This window comes from Nissabacter archeti, assembly GCF_018257325.1.
GTDB classification, from domain to species: domain Bacteria; phylum Pseudomonadota; class Gammaproteobacteria; order Enterobacterales; family Enterobacteriaceae; genus Chimaeribacter; species Chimaeribacter arupi.
In genome coordinates this window covers 168,896-185,715 of record NZ_JAERKB010000010.1, presented here as the reverse complement: position 1 = coordinate 185,715, position 16,820 = coordinate 168,896, and the positions used below count along the sequence as shown (strand labels likewise).

17 protein-coding genes are annotated in these 16,820 nt (G+C 63.2%); 15 read left to right on the top strand and 2 right to left on the bottom strand.

Annotated elements, in window-relative coordinates:
- Positions 1–23: 23 nt before the first annotated feature.
- From JK232_RS15605 to mlaA, 8 genes are read left to right on the top strand one after another with little or no spacing between them, the layout of a single operon-like run.
- The gene (locus tag JK232_RS15605) at positions 24–761 is read left to right on the top strand and encodes a heme ABC transporter permease (protein WP_072930673.1); all 738 of its coding nucleotides are present in this window, start codon (positions 24–26) and stop codon (positions 759–761) included.
- Positions 758–997 carry a heme exporter protein CcmD gene (gene ccmD, locus JK232_RS15600; RefSeq protein ID WP_072930671.1) on the top strand — a complete coding sequence of 80 codons (240 nt, stop codon included), beginning with the start codon at positions 758–760 and terminating at the stop codon, positions 995–997. Before JK232_RS15605 ends, ccmD begins: the two co-directional genes overlap by 4 nt.
- Entirely contained in the window at positions 994–1,482 is a 489-nt protein-coding gene (gene ccmE, locus JK232_RS15595; RefSeq protein WP_072930669.1) for a cytochrome c maturation protein CcmE, read from the top strand. The genes ccmD and ccmE overlap by 4 nt, the downstream gene beginning before the upstream one ends.
- Positions 1,479–3,446, top strand: a complete 1,968-nt coding sequence (locus JK232_RS15590; protein WP_212589379.1) for a heme lyase CcmF/NrfE family subunit — start codon at positions 1,479–1,481, stop codon at positions 3,444–3,446. The genes ccmE and JK232_RS15590 overlap by 4 nt, the downstream gene beginning before the upstream one ends.
- On the top strand, positions 3,443–3,997 hold the full coding sequence (locus JK232_RS15585) for a DsbE family thiol:disulfide interchange protein (protein WP_072930665.1): 555 nt from the start codon (positions 3,443–3,445) through the stop codon (positions 3,995–3,997). The genes JK232_RS15590 and JK232_RS15585 overlap by 4 nt, the downstream gene beginning before the upstream one ends.
- Complete coding sequence (locus JK232_RS15580) at positions 3,994–4,452, top strand: cytochrome c-type biogenesis protein (RefSeq protein ID WP_072930663.1); 459 nt, start codon at positions 3,994–3,996, stop codon at positions 4,450–4,452. Before JK232_RS15585 ends, JK232_RS15580 begins: the two co-directional genes overlap by 4 nt.
- On the top strand, positions 4,452–5,663 hold the full coding sequence (ccmI, locus tag JK232_RS15575) for a c-type cytochrome biogenesis protein CcmI (RefSeq protein ID WP_212589378.1): 1,212 nt from the start codon (positions 4,452–4,454) through the stop codon (positions 5,661–5,663). Before JK232_RS15580 ends, ccmI begins: the two co-directional genes overlap by 1 nt.
- Positions 5,664–5,693: 30 nt before the next feature.
- Complete coding sequence (mlaA, locus tag JK232_RS15570; RefSeq protein WP_072930659.1) at positions 5,694–6,452, top strand: phospholipid-binding lipoprotein MlaA; 759 nt, start codon at positions 5,694–5,696, stop codon at positions 6,450–6,452.
- 70 nt (positions 6,453–6,522) lie between these two features.
- Here the strand turns inward: mlaA and fadL are convergent, their stop codons facing one another.
- The gene (gene fadL / locus JK232_RS15565) at positions 6,523–7,800 is read right to left on the bottom strand and encodes a long-chain fatty acid transporter FadL (RefSeq protein ID WP_072930657.1); all 1,278 of its coding nucleotides are present in this window, start codon (positions 7,798–7,800) and stop codon (positions 6,523–6,525) included.
- A 369-nt stretch (positions 7,801–8,169) separates the two neighbouring features.
- On the opposite strand from fadL, the gene JK232_RS15560 reads away from it, so the two are divergent.
- The 4 genes from JK232_RS15560 to sixA all read left to right on the top strand — a co-directional run bounded on the left by JK232_RS15560 (position 8,170) and on the right by sixA (position 13,120).
- Positions 8,170–8,466, top strand: coding sequence for a YfcZ/YiiS family protein (locus tag JK232_RS15560; protein ID WP_072930655.1), 297 nt, complete (start codon positions 8,170–8,172; stop codon positions 8,464–8,466).
- 241 nt (positions 8,467–8,707) lie between these two features.
- Positions 8,708–10,021, top strand: coding sequence for an acetyl-CoA C-acyltransferase FadI (gene fadI, locus JK232_RS15555; RefSeq protein ID WP_072930653.1), 1,314 nt, complete (start codon positions 8,708–8,710; stop codon positions 10,019–10,021).
- Positions 10,018–12,192, top strand: a complete 2,175-nt coding sequence (gene fadJ, locus JK232_RS15550; protein ID WP_212589377.1) for a fatty acid oxidation complex subunit alpha FadJ — start codon at positions 10,018–10,020, stop codon at positions 12,190–12,192. Before fadI ends, fadJ begins: the two co-directional genes overlap by 4 nt.
- Before the next feature lie 445 nt (positions 12,193–12,637).
- Entirely contained in the window at positions 12,638–13,120 is a 483-nt protein-coding gene (gene sixA, locus JK232_RS15545; RefSeq protein ID WP_072930649.1) for a phosphohistidine phosphatase SixA, read from the top strand.
- Positions 13,121–13,147: 27 nt separating this feature from the next.
- Here the strand turns inward: sixA and smrB are convergent, their stop codons facing one another.
- The gene (smrB, locus tag JK232_RS15540) at positions 13,148–13,678 is read right to left on the bottom strand and encodes an endonuclease SmrB (RefSeq protein ID WP_072930647.1); all 531 of its coding nucleotides are present in this window, start codon (positions 13,676–13,678) and stop codon (positions 13,148–13,150) included.
- A gap of 194 nt (positions 13,679–13,872) precedes the next feature.
- Here smrB and prmB point away from each other — a divergent pair, with 194 nt between their 5' ends.
- The 3 genes from prmB to mepA all read left to right on the top strand — a co-directional run bounded on the left by prmB (position 13,873) and on the right by mepA (position 16,820).
- Entirely contained in the window at positions 13,873–14,805 is a 933-nt protein-coding gene (prmB, locus tag JK232_RS15535; RefSeq protein ID WP_101828551.1) for a 50S ribosomal protein L3 N(5)-glutamine methyltransferase, read from the top strand.
- A gap of 85 nt (positions 14,806–14,890) precedes the next feature.
- The gene (gene aroC, locus JK232_RS15530; RefSeq protein ID WP_101854281.1) at positions 14,891–15,976 is read left to right on the top strand and encodes a chorismate synthase; all 1,086 of its coding nucleotides are present in this window, start codon (positions 14,891–14,893) and stop codon (positions 15,974–15,976) included.
- Between the two features lie 4 nt (positions 15,977–15,980).
- Entirely contained in the window at positions 15,981–16,820 is an 840-nt protein-coding gene (mepA, locus tag JK232_RS15525) for a penicillin-insensitive murein endopeptidase (protein ID WP_072930630.1), read from the top strand.

The following is a 16,820-nucleotide window of genomic DNA, read 5'->3' as shown; positions in this document are numbered from 1 at the left end:
ATTTTTACAACGAGCACTGAACAATGTGGAAATGGTTACACCAACTCGGTAAGCCGGACCGGCTTTACCACCTGTGCGGCCGGTTTGTGCCCTGGCTGGGGCTGGCGGGTGCGCTGACGCTGGTACTCGGCTGGGTCTGGGGCTTTGGCTTCGCCCCGGCCGACTACCAGCAGGGCAACAGCTACCGGATTATGTACATCCATGTGCCGGCTGCCATGTGGTCGATGGGCATCTACAGCGCGATGGCGGTCGCCGCGTTTACGGCGCTGGTCTGGCAGATGAAGATGGCAAACCTGGTGGTGGCCGCGATGGCCCCGGTCGGCGCGGCCTTTACCTTTATCGCGCTGGTGACCGGCGCGGCCTGGGGCAAACCGATGTGGGGCACCTGGTGGATCTGGGATGCGCGCCTCACCTCCGAGCTGGTGCTGCTGTTCCTCTACCTGGGCGTCATCGCGCTCTATAACGCCTTTGAAGACCGGCGGCTGGCGGGCCGCGCGGCCGGCATCCTGGTGCTGGTCGGCATCGTCAACATCCCGATCATCCACTACTCGGTGCAGTGGTGGAACACCCTGCACCAGGGTTCCACCAATATGCAGCAAACCATCGACCCAAGTATGCGCTACCCGCTGCGCTGGGCGATTGTGGGCTACCTGTTCTTCTTCCTGACCCTGACGTTGATGCGCCTGCGCAACCTGATCCTGATCCAGGAGAGCCACCGCCCGTGGGTGCTGGCCCTGTTCAGCCGGAGACCCCGCCCATGAGTCCTGCTTTTTCATCCTGGGCCGCCTTTTTTGCCATGGGCGGCTACGCCTTTTATGTCTGGCTGTCGGTAGGGGTCACGCTGCTGACGCTGGCCGGGCTGCTGCTGCACACGGTGCTGCAACGCCGCCAGGTGATTGCCGCCGTCCGCCGCCGTGAGGCGCGGGAAACACGCATCCGGGCATCCAAAACCGTTACGCCTGCCGCCGCTGCGTCAGCGCAGGAGAGTTCACAGTGAATCCACGTCGTAAAAGCCGCCTGTATCTGGCGGTGGCCGTGCTGGTCGGCCTGGGCCTGACCGCTGCGCTGGTGCTTTATGCCCTGCGTTCCAACATCGATCTGTTCTATACCCCCAGTGAAATTTTACAGGGCAAAGGCGAAAACCATGAGAAGCCGGAAGTGGGCGACCACCTGCGTATCGGCGGCATGGTGATGCCCGGCTCAGTGAAGCGCGACGGCAAGAGTTTGCAGGTCAGCTTTAAGATTTATGATGCGCGCGGGGCCATCGCGGTAACGTACACCGGCATCCTGCCTGATCTGTTCCGCGAAGGGCAGGGGGTGGTGGCGCAGGGCGTGCTGGGGCCGGATAACGTGGTCGATGCCAAACAGGTGCTGGCCAAGCATGATGAAAAATATGTGCCGCCGGAGGTGGCAGACGCGATGAAAGAGAACCACCGCGGCCCGGCGGCGGCGTATGTCGCCAATGAGGGCGGTAAATCATGATCCCGGAAATCGGCAGTTTTCTGCTCTGCCTCGGGCTGGGCGTCGCCCTGCTGCTGAGCATTTACCCGCAGTGGGGCGCAGCGCGCCAGGACGCCCGGATGATGGCGGTGGCGCGGCCGCTGACCTACGGCATGTTCGCCTGCATCGCCGGGGCGTTCGCGATTCTGGTGCACGCCTTTGTGGTCAACGATTTTACCGTGGCCTATGTGGCGACCAACTCCAACAGCCACCTGCCGGTCTACTACCGGGTGGCGGCGACCTGGGGCGCGCATGAAGGGTCACTGCTGCTGTGGGTGCTGCTGCTGAGCACCTGGACGTTGGCGGTAGCACTGCTGAGCCGCCGGATGCCGCAGGACGCGGTGGCGCGGGTGCTGTCGGTGCTGGGCATGATCACCGGCGGCTTCCTGCTGTTTATTATCCTGACCTCCAACCCGTTCAGCCGTACCCTGCCGGACTTCCCGATTGACGGCAGCGACCTCAACCCGCTGTTGCAGGATATTGGCCTGATCTTCCACCCGCCGCTGCTCTACATGGGCTATGTCGGCTTCTCGGTGGCGTTCGCCTTTGCCATCGCCTCGCTGATGGCCGGGCGGCTCGACACCGCCTGGGCGCGCTGGTCACGCCCCTGGACCACGGCGGCCTGGGTGTTCCTCACCATCGGCATTGTGCTCGGCTCCGCCTGGGCCTATTACGAACTGGGCTGGGGCGGCTGGTGGTTCTGGGACCCGGTGGAAAACGCCTCCTTTATGCCGTGGCTGGCGGGCACGGCGCTTATCCACTCCCTGGCGGTGACGGAAAAACGCGGCACCTTCAAAGCCTGGACGGTGCTGCTGGCGATCACCGCGTTCTCGCTCTGCCTGCTCGGCACCTTCCTGGTGCGCTCCGGCGTGCTGGTGTCGGTGCATTCATTCGCGTCTGACCCGGAGCGCGGCCTCTACATCCTGGCTTATCTGGTGATTGTCATCGGCGGGTCGCTGCTGCTGTATGCGGTGCGCGGCGCGCAGGTGCGCAGCCCGGGCCGCCATGAGCTGTTCTCACGGGAGAGTTTTTTGCTCGGCAACAACGTGCTGCTGATTGCGGCAATGCTGGTGGTGCTGCTCGGCACCCTGCTGCCGCTGGTGCACAAACAGCTTGGCCTCGGCAGCATCTCGATTGGCGAACCCTTCTTCAACACCATGTTCACTTTCCTGATGGCCCCGCTGGCGCTGCTGCTCGGCATCGGGCCACTGGTGCGCTGGCGGCGGGATGACGCCGGGAAATTCCGGAAACGGCTGGCGGCCTCGCTGGCAGTGACGCTGCTGCTGTCCGTCTTGCTGCCGTGGCTGATGCAGGACCGCATCGCCGGGATGACGGTGCTCGGGCTGATGATGGCGCTGTGGGTGACGATCCTGACCCTGCTGGAGCTGCATGAGCGCGCCACCCACCGCCACAGTTTCTGGCGCGGGCTGACCACCCTGACGCGCAGCCACTGGGGCATGGTGCTGGGCCACCTCGGCGTGGCGGTCACGGTGATCGGCATCGCCTTCAGCCAGAACTACAGCGTCGAGCGTGACGTGCGGATGAAGGCGGGTGACAGCGTGGATATCCGCGGCTACCACTTTGTGTTCCGCGAGGTGCACAGCATCACCGGCCCCAACTACAGCGGCGGCGCAGGCATTATTGACGTCAGCGAAGGGGGCAAACCGGTGGCCGAACTGCGCGCCGAAAAGCGTTACTACAGCGTGGCGCGCAGCATGATGACCGAAGCGGCGATTGACGGCGGGCTGGTGCGTGACCTCTACGCTGCGCTTGGCGAGGAGCTGGACGACGGCAGCTGGGCGGTGCGGCTCTACTATAAACCGTTCGTGCGCTGGATCTGGCTCGGTGGCCTGCTGATGGCGGCGGGCGGGGTGCTCTGCATCCTTGACCCGCGCTACCGGATGAGCAAAAAGCAGGCGCGCGGGCCTGCGGTGGAGAAAGTATGAACCGTAAGCTGTTATTTATTCCCCTGATCCTGTTCCTGCTGCTGGCCACTGCTTTTGTGGTGCAGTTGCAGCGCAACGCCCACGGCGATGACCCGACCCGGCTGGAGTCGGCGCTGATTGGCAAACCGGTGCCGGTGTTTACCCTCGCGTCGCTGGCGGAGCCGGGCAAAACCTACAGCCAGGCCGTGCTGCGTGACGGCAAACCGCTGCTGCTGAATGTCTGGGCCACCTGGTGCCCGACCTGCCGCGCCGAACACCAGTACCTGAACAGCCTGGCGGCGCAGGGCGTGCGCGTGGTAGGGCTGAACTACAAAGATGACCGCGCCAAAGCGGTGAACTGGCTGAACACCCTCGGCAACCCCTACGCGCTGAGCCTGTATGACGGCGACGGGATGCTGGGGCTGGATCTCGGCGTGTATGGCGCGCCGGAAACCTTCCTGATCGACGGCCAGGGCATCATCCGCTACCGCCATGCCGGTGACCTGAACGCGGAAGTCTGGCAGCGCGAGGTGGCGCCGCTCTACCGCAAATATGGCGGGGGCGCATCATGAGGCTGCTCTGTTTGCTGGCCGGGTTGCTGCTGAGCACCAACCTCTGGGCGGCGATTGACACCTATCAGTTCAAGAGCACTGAACAGGAGCAGCAGTACCGCGAGCTCACCGAACAGTTGCGCTGCCCGAAATGCCAGAACAACAGCATCGCGGATTCCAATTCCATGATCGCGGCGGACATGCGCACCAAAGTCTATCAATTGATGGAGCAGGGGCAGTCCCGCCAGCAGATCATCGACTATATGGTGGCGCGTTACGGCCATTTTGTGACCTATGAGCCGCCGGTGACCGCCTCGACCCTGATTCTGTGGGCCGGCCCGGCGCTGTTTGTGCTGGCCGGCGGGCTGGTGGTGGTGCTGCGCGCGCGCCGACAGGGGCGGGCGGCCACGCTGTCGCCGCAGGAGCAGGCGCGGCTGGCGCAACTGCTGAATGATTCTGACAGGACACATGACTGATGGCTTTTTGGCTGATTGCGTTTTTATTGCTGGTGATCGCCGCGACCCTGCTGGTTGCGCCCACCTTCCGCCGCACTGCGCGTGCGCCGGAGGCCAGCCGGGACAGCCTGAACAAGGCGTTCTACCATGAGCGGCTGGCTGAGCTGGCCCATGACGAACAGCAGGGGATCATCGCTGAGCGGCCGCTGCTGGTGCAGGAGTTGCAGGAAAACCTGCTGAGCGACATTCCCGGCCGGGCGGCTGCGCCGGTGCGCCCGCTGGGCCGCTGGGTGCTTATCCCCGGCGTGCTGGTGCTGGTGCTGGTTGCAGTCGGGTTCTACCTGAAAACCGGCGGGCTGGTGCAGGTGGCTGCCTGGCAACAGGCGGTGCGTGACCTGCCCGCCTTGCGCGCACAGGTGGCGGACGCCCACGCCTCTCCGCTGACGGATGACGACGTGGCGCGCCTCGGGCTGGGGCTGCGCACCGCGTTGCAGCACGATCCGCAGAATGTGGAGAACTGGCTGCTGCTCGGGCGGGTCGGCGTGGCGCTGAACAATGCCGCCACCGCCACCCAGGCGTTTGGCCGCGCCTATGCGCTGCAACCGGACAACCGCGACGTACAACTGGCCTATGCCGATGTGCTGACCCGCTCAGCTGACCCGGCCGATCAGCGCCAGGCGGAAACGATGCTGAAAGCGCTGGGCAATGCGGACCCGACAGATTTGCGGGTGCTGAACCTGCTGGCGTTTAACGCCTTCCAGCAGGGGAACTACCCGAAAGCGATTGAGGGCTGGAGCCTGATGCTGCGGGTGCTGCCGGCGGGTGACCCGCGGGCGGAGATGCTGCGGCGCAGCATTCAACAAGCGCGCAGCAAAGCGGGTATGGATAATGTGCGGCTCGGCGTGGCGGTCACGCTCTCACCCGAGGCGGCACGCCGGCTGCCGGGGCAGGGCATGGTGCTGATCTCTGTCACTGACGGCGTTAGCCCGGTGCCGGTCGCCGTAAAACGCCTGCCGCTCAGCCGCTTCCCGCTGTCACTGACTATTGATGACACGAATGCAATGATGCCTGAAAGGTTGCTTTCTTCAATACATCAGGTCAAAGTCAAGGTACGCATTTCGCCGGAAGGATCGGCCACCCCCCATCACGGGGAGTGGACAGGTGAGAGCAGTCTCCAGCCATTTTCCGGGCGACAACAGGTCAATATTGAGATTAATCAGCAGGTGCCGTAGTGCGCCTGCCGTAAAAATAGGGAGAAAAGAATGAACTACCGCCTGATGGGATTGGCCTTTGCCGGCGTACTGCTTGCCGGTTGCGCCAGTTCACCGGATGAGCAGCAGCAGGGGCGGTCTGATCCGCTCGAGGGCTTCAACCGGGCGATGTTCAGTTTTAACTACGATGTGCTGGACCCGTACATCGTGCGGCCTGCGGCGGTCGCCTGGCGGGATTACGTGCCGATGCCGGCGCGTAACGGCCTGAGCAACTTCACCGGCAACCTGGATGAACCGGCCACCATGGTCAACTACTTCCTGGAAGGCAAACCCTACGATGCGATGAAGCACTTTACCCGCTTCTTCCTCAATACCCTGCTGGGGATGGGCGGCCTGATTGACGTGGCCGGCATGGCGAACCCGCAACTGGCGCGCGAAGAGTCGCACCGTTTCGGCAGCACGCTGGGCTATTATGGCGTGGGTTACGGCCCGTATGTGGAGTTGCCGGGCTACGGCAGCTTCACTCTCCGTGAGGATGGCGGTGAGTGGGTGGACAAACTCTACCCGCCGCTGAGCTACCTGACCTTCTGGATGTCCGCCGGGAAATGGGTGGTGGAAGGGATTGAAACCCGCGCCCAGCTGCTCGACTCTGACGGCCTGCTGCGTAACTCTTCCGACCCGTATGTGATGGTGCGTGAGGCCTACTTCCAGCGCCACGATTTCCTGGCGCGCGGCGGTAAACTCACCCCGGCCACCAACCCGAACGCGGCCGCGATTGAAGGCGACCTGGACGACATCGACGCCCAGTAACCGCCGGTGCCACCCGATATCTGACGAAAAAAAAGCGCCCACGGGCGCTTTTTTTATGGGGAAGTCTTTGTCAGAACAGGTAGTTGAAGTTAACGCCGTAGAGCCAGGCCTTGCCTTCGGAGTCAAACTCGTAGTTCGGCAGGCTGGCCGAAATCGCTTCACTGATGTGCACTTTCTGGCCATGCATGTACGACACACCCACATCCACGGAGGCATCTTCGTTGAAGGCGTAGGTCGTCCCGGCGCTGAGCCAGAAGCGGTCCTGATCCGGGATCGAGATGGTGCGGTTTTGCGCCGGCACCGGGCTGTCATCAAACGCGATACCGGTGCGGAACGTCCAGTTGTCGTCGTAGTAATAGGTGGTGCCGAGCGCCAGGCGGTAAGCGTCTTTGAAGCCTTCATGTTTTTCAAACAGCGTCTGGCCGCTGGTGCCGGTGGCTTTCAGCTCCTGGAACTGGCTCCAGCTGGTGTACGTCAGGCTGTAGTGGATCGCCCATTTCGGGGCCACTTTGTTATAACCCGACACTTCCCACATCTCCGGCAGGTTCAGCGTCAGCGCACCCGGAATGGTGCTGCCGCCGGTGCCGCCGAGCTGTGCCGGCAGTTCGTTGCGGTAGTCGCCGTCAAAATCGATGTCGACTTTCGAGCGGTAGGTCAGGCTGTAGCGGTTGTTGTCATCGACTTCATATAACAGCCCGGCGTTCCAGCCGTAGCCCCATTCGTCACCTTTCAGGTGGGCGATCTGGGTATCGGCGGAGATCAGGCCGCGGCTTGACAGCACGCCCGCCTCACCGGCATTGCGTTCAATTTTGGCGCGTGCGTAGACAGCGTCAAACCCCACACCCACGCTGAAGTGCTGGTTCACGCGGTAGGCGGCGCTGAGGTTAAAGTTACCGGTTTTGAGTTCGGTTTTGCCGCCCATCGGGCCGGCCGCATAGCCGCTGTTGAAGTCGGTGGCCAGGCCATAGTTGGAGGTGGCGGACGCGCCCACTGCCCACTGGTCATTCAGCGGCAGAATGAAGTGCAGATTGGGTACCCACTCGGACGGCGCGATATTGCTGGCGCTGGTGCTGGCACCGGTCAGCGGTGAATTGCCGGTGATGTCGACATCCGGGTCGATATAAATGGCACCTGCGGAGAACGCCGGGCGGTCAAACATGGTCATGGTGGCCGGGTTACGGCTGCCGGACGCAGCGTTGTCTGCTATCGCGCCTTCACCTGAAAAGGAGCGGCCCAGCCCGGACGTCGAATATTCATTGAGCAGGAAGCCCGCGGCGGATGCCTGCGAGGTAATGACGGTGAGTGCTGCTGCCAGTGCAGTTCTTTTGAACAGGTTTTTCTGGTTCATGACCAAAACCTCATGTTATTTGTTTATTTTTAGCATTGTTACATGACGTAACAAGGAGCGCGGATTGTAGGGTCCGGGGAGCGGCCGACAAATCAGACCAGTGAGCGAATTATAGAGCTGACCTTGCTTTTTGTTGCAATAATGTTTTCCAAATATTGCTGCATTGATAACAAAAATTAGACTGCCTTAACAAAATCGCCCTGGACATTGCCCGTTGTTGTCGTTTTTCAGCGATTTTTTACGGTTCTTGTGGGATATGTGCGCCATAAAAGGCTTACGAAAAGTAAGTGCTAGTGCATCCACCGCCGCAGGCGTAAAATCTTACCTATCTTGTCACTTTCCCTTTTATATCCTGCCAAGGAGCACACTATGTCCGATGCTATTAAGACGTGTAATGCCCAGGAAACCGCTGCCTGCTGCTGTGTTGATGTCGGTACCATCATGGATAACAGCGACTGCACCGCCTCTTACAGCCAGGCGTTTGCTGACCGCGCCGCCGCTGAGGCAATGCTGGCGACGCTGACTGAAAAGGCGCGCAACGTGGAGTCTGACCCCTGCCAAATCAGCAGCCAGATCACGCCGGAAGGTGAGGGCGTGCGCCTCGACGCGGAGTTCACCTTCGCCTGCCAGGCGGAAACCCTGATCTTCCAGCTCGGCCTGCGCTGATCCCACTGTTTTGCTGCATCCTCTCCCTCGCCCCGGCGGGGGATTTTTTTGCCTGTTGCCCAGGCCCCGCAGCCGGGGATTGCGGCCGGGTAAACGGCGCTTTTCTCAGGGCAAAAGGTGTTCAGGCTCCCACTTTCAGCCGGTTGCGGTTTGCGGCGTGTAAACATTTGGTTAAAAATAACCCCTGTGAGGTCTGACCTGTTAACGGCAGACGCGTATTATCCCGCTTTCAGGAGCAGCTATGGACAAGGTGTTACCGCTTATCACCCGCAGCGGCGATCGCATTGCGATTGTGGATGGGTTGCGCACGCCATTTGCCAAACAGGCCACGGCGTACCACGGCATCCCGGCGGTGGATCTCGGCAAAATGGTGGTCAGCGAACTGCTGGCGCGCAGCGGCCTGGACCCGCAGGTGATTGACCAATTGGTGTTCGGCCAGGTGGTGCAGATGCCGGAAGCGCCCAACATTGCCCGCGAAATCGTGCTCGGCACCGGGATGGATGTGCAGACCGATGCCTACAGCGTGTCACGCGCCTGCGCCACCAGCTTCCAGGCCGTGGCGAATGTGGCGGAAAGCATCATGGCCGGCACGGTGCGCGTCGGCATCGCCGGTGGGGCAGACTCCTCCTCGGTGCTGCCGATTGGCGTCAGTAAAACGCTGGCGCGCACGCTGGTGGATGCCAACAAAGCGCGCACCCTGTCACAGCGCCTGAAACTCTTCAGCCGCCTGCGCCCGCGTGACCTGCTGCCGGTGCCGCCTGCCGTGGCGGAGTATTCTACCGGCCTGCGTATGGGCGACACCGCCGAACAGATGGCGAAAAGCCACCACATCAGCCGTGAGGATCAGGACGCGCTGGCGCACCGGTCGCACCAGCTGGCGGCACAAGCCTGGAAAGCGGGCCACCTGCAACAGCAGGTGATGGCCGCGCACCTGCCGCCCTACCGCACCCGGCTGGAGCAGGACAACAACATCCGCCAGGATTCCCAGCTGGCGCACTACGCCAAACTGCGCCCGGCGTTTGACCGGCGGCACGGCAGCGTCACTGCCGCCAACAGCACGCCGCTCACTGACGGGGCCGCCGCCGTGCTGATGATGACGGAATCCCGCGCGGCGGAACTGGGCATGGTGCCGCTGGGCTACCTGCGCAGCTATGCGTTTACCGCCACCGACGTCTGGGAAGATATGCTGCTCGGCCCGGCCTACGCCACGCCGCTGGCGCTGGAACGCGCCGGGTTAACGCTCGGCGAGCTGGATCTGGTGGATATGCATGAGGCGTTCGCCGCCCAGACGCTGGCGAACCTGAAGATGTTCGCCAGCCCCGATTTTGCCCGTGACAAACTGAACCGGCCGCAGCCGATCGGCGAGGTGGACCCGCAAAAATTCAACGTGCTGGGCGGCTCAATTGCCTACGGCCACCCGTTTGCCGCCACCGGCGCGCGGATGATCACCCAGACATTGCATGAGCTGCGCCGCCGCGGCGGCCGGTTTGGCCTGACCACCGCCTGTGCCGCCGGTGGCCTCGGCGCGGCGATGATCCTGGAGGTGGCATCATGAGTTTTGACAACGCAGCGGCCCGGCCGCCGGAAGAGCAGGTTGCCGCCCTGCCGCCGGATGCGGCGTTCCGCTTTGAATTACGGCCCGATGGGGTGGGGGTGATCACCCTGGATGTGCCGGGTGAAAAAATGAATACCCTGAAGGCGGAGTTTGCCGAACAACTGGCGCTGGTGCTGAAACAGGCGCAGGCCCAGCCGGGGTTGCAGGGGCTGGTGATCATCTCCGGCAAACCTGACTCCTTTATTGCCGGGGCGGACATCAGCATGATCGCCGCCTGCCACACCGCCGGGGAAGCGACCCGGCTGGCGAAAAAAGGGCAGATGGCCATGGCGCAGGTGGCCGGGTTCCCGGTGCCGGTGGCCGCCGCGATCAACGGGGCCTGTCTGGGCGGCGGGCTGGAGCTGGCGCTGGCGTGCCATTACCGCGTCTGTTCGCTGGAAGACAACACCCGGCTCGGCCTGCCGGAAGTGCAGCTCGGCCTGCTGCCCGGCTCAGGCGGCACCCAGCGGCTGCCGCGGCTGGTGGGCGTCAGCAAGGCCTTGGATATGATCCTCACCGGTCGCCACCTGCGGGCGCGTCAGGCGTTGAAAATGGGGCTGGTGGATGAGGCAGTGCCGGTGTCGATTCTGCTGGAGAGCGCAGCGGCGCTGGTGAAACGCGGCTGGCGGCCCTCGCGCCCGCTGCCGTGGCAGGAGCGGCTGATGGGCGGCCCGCTCGGCAAGGCGGTGCTGTTCCCATTGGTGCGCAAGAAAACCCTGGCGAAAACCCACGGCAACTACCCGGCCCCGGAGCGGGTGCTGGCGGTGGTGCGCAAAGGGCTGGACGAGGGCAGCAGCAGCGGTTATCCGGCCGAGGCGCGGGCGTTTGGTGAACTGGCGATGACGCCGGAGTCCGCCGCGCTGCGCAGCCTGTTTTTCGCCTCCACTGCCCTGAAAAAAGCGCGCGGCAGCGAGGCGGAGCCGGCCCCGGTGGCGCGTGTCGGGGTGCTGGGCGGCGGGCTGATGGGCGGCGGCATCGCCTGCGTCACGGCCACCCGTGCCGGGCTGCCGGTGCGGATAAAAGACATCAGCCAGGAGGGGATCGGCCACGCGCTGAGAACCACCTGGGAGACGCTGGGCAAACAGGTGAAACGCAAACGGATCACCGCCGCGCAACGTAACCGGCAGATGCAGCTGATCACCGGCACCACGGACTATCAGGGCTTCGGCCAGGTTGATCTGGTTGTCGAGGCGGTGTTTGAGGATCTGGCGCTGAAACAGCAGATGGTGGCCGAGGTGGAGCAGCACGCTGCGCCGCACACCATTTTCGCCTCCAACACTTCGTCGCTGCCGATTGCGCAGATTGCCGCGCAGGCGCAGCGCCCGCATCAGGTGATCGGGCTGCATTACTTCAGCCCGGTCGAGAAAATGCCGCTGGTGGAGGTGATCCCCCACGCCGGCACCGATGCGCGCACGCTCGCCACCACGGTGCGGCTGGCGCAACAGCAGGGCAAAACCGCAATTGTGGTGGCTGACCGCGCCGGGTTTTACGTTAACCGCATCCTCGCGCCCTATATTAATGAAGCGGCGCGCTGCCTGCTGGAAGGCGAGCCGATGGAGCGCATTGACCGGGCGCTGGTGAAGTATGGCTTCCCGGTCGGGCCGATCATGCTGCTGGACGAAGTCGGGATCGATGTCGGCACCAAAATTATCCCGGTGCTGGTGCGTGAACTGGGGCCGCGCTTTGCCGCGCCGGAGGCGTTTGATGCCGTGCTGAAAGATGGCCGCAAAGGGCGCAAAAACGGCCGCGGGTTCTACCTCTATGCCGGGCGGGGCAAAAGCAAAAAGCCCGATCCGTCGCTCTATACCCTGTTGGGCATTACGCCGAAGCCGGGGCTGACCGAGCCGCAACTGGCCGAGCGCTGCGTGATGATGATGCTGAACGAAGCGGTGCGCTGCCTGGATGAGCAGGTGATCCACAGCGCGCGTGACGGCGACGTCGGCGCGGTGTTCGGCATCGGTTTCCCGCCGTTCCTCGGCGGCCCGTTCCGCTACCTTGACCGGCTGGGGGCTGCGGAGGCCGTGAGCCGCCTGCGGACGCTGGAGGCGCGCTTCGGTGAGCGTTTCGCCCCCTGTGAACGGCTGGTATCGATGGCAGAGGCGCAGCAGCGCTTCTATCCCGTTGAGGGATAAACGAGGCCGGAAACGTCACGGCGGCGCGGTCGCCGTGACGGAAATTCAGCGTTTTACCGGGTATTTCACCGCATTCCGTGATGCAGATCACTGACTGGGTGCGACGGCTGGCCTCAGGCTGTACACGTTATGAGCAGCCGACTACCGTAAAAAGAGGCGCGATGAAAAACAGCGCGGAATTTTACAAAACTTTTCGAGAGGTTACGGCATTCAATAAGATATTGAATTGCTGGTTAAGTAACCAGTATTGCGGGGCGCTGGCCCGGTTTGCTCTAAAAAACAGCATTTTCTTTGTGAGAACTTTCAGGCAAAATGCCCGGCCGCCATAAGAGAGAGACGGCGCGTTATCGTTATCAGGTTGCCCCAGGGAGGCTGGGGGAAGTCAGCGATACAGCACGCGACGCGTTTCTGTATGGCGTTATTTTGTCAACAAAAACGGTGCAATATGCAAGTTTTGATTATGCGTCACGGTGAGGCCGCCCTTGAGGCCGCCAGCGATTCGGTAAGGCCGCTTACCCAGTGTGGCCGTGATGAGTCCCATCAGATGGCGGTGTGGCTCAATGCCAAACCACTGGACATTGACCGGGTGCTGGTCAGCCCCTATCTGCGTGCTGAGCAGACGCTGGCGACGTTGCGCAGCGCACTGCGGCTGCCGGACGGGGAAGAAGTGCTGCCCGAACTGACGCCGGGCGGTGATGCGGCGCTGGTGGCCTGCTATTTACAGGCGCTGGCGAAAGAGGGCGTCTCTGCGGTGCTGGTGGTCTCCCACCTGCCGCTGGTCGGCTACCTGGTGGCAGAGCTCTGCCCCGGCGAATGCCCGCCGATGTTTGCCACCTCGGCCATTGCAGGCATCACGCTGGACGCCGCCAGCGGCAAAGGCACCTTTGACTGGCAGCTCAGCCCCGCGCAGGTGCTGGCCAAAGCCTGATTTCCCGGCCGGTTCGCCCGGCCGCGGTTACTCCGCCAGCTCTACCAACACCAGCAACGCCGCATCGCCGCCGAACGCTTTCGGTGCCTGATGGAAGGCCAGCACATCCGGGTGCTGTGCCAGCCACAGCGGCGTCTGCTGTTTCAGGATATGTTTGCCGTGCCCATGCATCACGCAGGCGCAGTGCACATGCTCCCGCCGGCAGGCGGCAATCAATGCCCCCAGCTCCTGCTTCGCCTCATGCTGCGTCAACCCGTGCAGGTCAAGGAACAGCTCCGGGGAATAGTCGCCGCGCCGTAATTTCTTCGCCTCAAAATGGTCAACCCCCGGCCGCACATAACGCATCGGGCCGTCACTCTCCAGCAATGGCTGGAACTCATCTGAGAAATAGTAGGTCGCGTCGATCTGCTCCTGCATCAGCCGCTTCGGGGCGATGGCCTTCACTTTCGGGCGGGGTTTCGGGTGCACTTTGGTGTCATGGTGCAGCCGTTTGGTGCCCGCCAGGGACTCACGGAACAGCTGCTGCTCCTCACTGCTGAGCGGATATCGTTTTTTCATGCGGGTGGTCGTCGCGAAAGAGTGTGATAAAAAAGTTAACCCTAGTTTACCTATTCCGGCATAAAAAGTCCGGCCTGCCGCTTCGCTCTCCCGCCACTGTGACTATAGCTGCTGATTTGTCGCCGGCTTCATGGCACACTAGACGGCATTTTGTAAGGCGGCGGCACACGCCCGCCGCAGCGTGGGAGAACACCTTGGACAAGATTTTCGTCGACGAAGCCGTCAGTGAGCTGCATACCATTCAGGATATGCTGCGCTGGGCCGTCAGCCGCTTCAACGCGGCTAACATTTACTACGGCCACGGCACCGATAACGCCTGGGATGAAGCAGTGCAGCTGGTGCTGCCGAGCCTCTACCTGCCGATGGACATCCCGGCGGACATGCACACCGCGCGCCTGACTTCCAGCGAGCGCCAGCGCATTGTTGAGCGGGTGATCCGCCGCGTGAATGAGCGCGTGCCGGTAGCTTACCTCACCAACAAAGCCTGGTTCTGCGGCCTGGAATTCTATGTGGATGAGCGGGTACTGGTGCCGCGTTCGCCGATTGGCGAGCTTATCGACAACCGTTTCAGTGGCCTGATTACCGACTCCCCGCGCCATATCCTCGACATGTGCACCGGCAGCGGCTGCATCGCCATCGCCTGCGGCTACGCCTTCCCGGAGGCGGAAGTGGACGCGGTGGACATCTCCGAAGACGTGCTGGCAGTGACGGAGCGCAACATCCAGGAGCACGGCGTGGAGAACCAGGTGACGCCGATCCGCTCTGACCTGTTCCGCGCCCTGCCGGCGCTGCAGTATGACCTGATCGTCACCAACCCGCCGTATGTGGATGAAGAGGACATGGCCGACCTGCCGGACGAATTCCGCTTTGAGCCGGAGCTTGGCCTGGCCGCGGGCAGTGACGGCCTGAAGCTGGTGCGCCGCATCCTGGCCTGCGCGCCGGACTACCTGAGCGAGCAGGGCGTGCTGATTTGCGAAGTCGGCAACAGCATGGTGCACCTGATGGATCAGTACCCGGATATCCCGTTCACCTGGCTGGAGTTTGACAACGGCGGCGACGGCGTCTTTATGCTGACCCGCCAGCAACTGCTGGATTGCCACGCGCACTTCGCCATGTACCGCTCGTAACCACGGGCCTGCCGCGCCGGGCACCTTTACCCGGCGCGGCCACTTTCAAGCATTCAGATAACCAAGACAACGGTAAGGAGCCGTGATGGCAGGGAACAGTATTGGGCAATTTTTCCGCGTCACCACCTTTGGTGAATCCCACGGCCTCGCGCTGGGCTGCATTATCGACGGGGTGCCGCCCGGCATTCCTCTCACCGAGGCCGACCTCCAGCACGATCTGGACCGCCGCCGCCCCGGCACCTCCCGCTACACCACCCAGCGCCGCGAGCCGGATCAGGTCAAAATCCTCTCCGGCGTGTTCGAGGGCGTGACCACCGGCACCAGCATCGGCCTGCTGATCGAAAATACCGACCAGCGCTCGCAGGACTACAGCGCGATCAAAGACGTGTTCCGTCCCGGCCATGCTGATTACACCTACGAACAGAAATATGGCCAGCGCGACTACCGCGGCGGCGGCCGCTCTTCGGCGCGGGAAACCGCCATGCGCGTGGCGGCCGGGGCGATCGCCAAAAAATACCTGCAGATGAAGCACGGCGTGCAGGTGCGCGGCTATCTGGCGCAGATGGGCGACATCTGCTGTGAGCTGAAGGAATGGGATCAGGTAGAGCAGAACCCGTTCTTCTGCCCCGACCCAGCCAAGCTGGAGGCGCTGGATGAGCTGATGCGCGCGCTGAAAAAAGAGGGCGACTCCATCGGGGCCAAAGTCACGGTGGTGGCGGAGAACGTCCCGGCCGGGCTGGGCGAGCCGGTGTTCGACCGGATTGATGCCGACCTGGCGCACGCGCTGATGAGCATCAACGCGGTCAAAGGCGTGGAGATTGGCGACGGCTTTGAGGTGGTGACCAAACGCGGCAGCGAAAACCGTGACGAGATCACCCCGGACGGCTTCCAGAGCAACCACGCCGGCGGCGTGCTGGGCGGCATCAGCAGCGGCCAGCCGGTGATTGCGCACCTGGCGCTGAAACCGACCTCCAGCATCATGGTGCCGGGCCGCACCATTAACCGGCAGGGCGAGGCGGTGGAGATGGTGACCCGCGGCCGCCACGATCCGTGCGTCGGCATCCGGGCGGTGCCGATCGCCGAGGCGATGATGGCGATTGTGCTGATGGACCACCTGCTGCGCCAGCGTGCGCAGTGCGCGGATGTCACGACTTCTGTCCCACGTTGGTAACACGATGAGCAAGCCCCTTCTTGCCGCACTACTCGGCGGCCTGGCGCTGGTCACGGCGCTGCCTGCTGCGGCGTTGACGCCGTGGCAGCAACTGACCCACCCGGTGGCCGGATCGCCGCAGTCGATCGGCAGTTATGCCAACGGCTGTATCGTCGGCGCGAGGCCGCTGCCGTTGCAGTCACCCGATTATCAGGTGATGCGCCCGGACCAGCGCCGCTACTTCGGCCACCCGCACCTGCTGGACTTCATCGGCCGCCTGAGCAACCAGGCGCACCGGCGCGGGCTGGGCACGGTGCTGATTGGCGACATGGGCATGGCGGCCGGTGGCCGGTTCAGCAGCGGCCATGCCAGCCACCAGTCAGGGCTGGACGTTGATATCTGGCTGCAACTGCCCACCCAACGCTGGACGCCGCAACAGTTGCTGAAACCGCAGCCGATCGATCTGGTCGCCGTGGACGGCAAGCAGGTGGTACGCCGCCACTGGCAGCCGCAGGTTGCGCAGCTGATCAAGATGGCGGCGGAAGATAATCAGGTGGCGCGCATTTTCGTCAACGCCGCCATCAAAAAACAGTTGTGCGCCGACGCAGGCAGTGACCGCGCCTGGCTGAACAAGGTGCGCCCGTGGTTTGCCCACCGCGCCCATATGCACGTGCGGCTTTACTGCCCGCCGGACAGCCTCGAATGCCAGGACCAGGCCCCGCCACCGCCGGGTGACGGCTGCGGCGCCGAGCTGGAAAGCTGGTTCCTGCCGCCGAAACCGTCCACCGGCAAGCCGGGCAAAGCCGTGCCGCCACCGTTGCCGCCCTCTTGTCAGGCGCTGCTGGATAACCACTTCGGAGAGTAA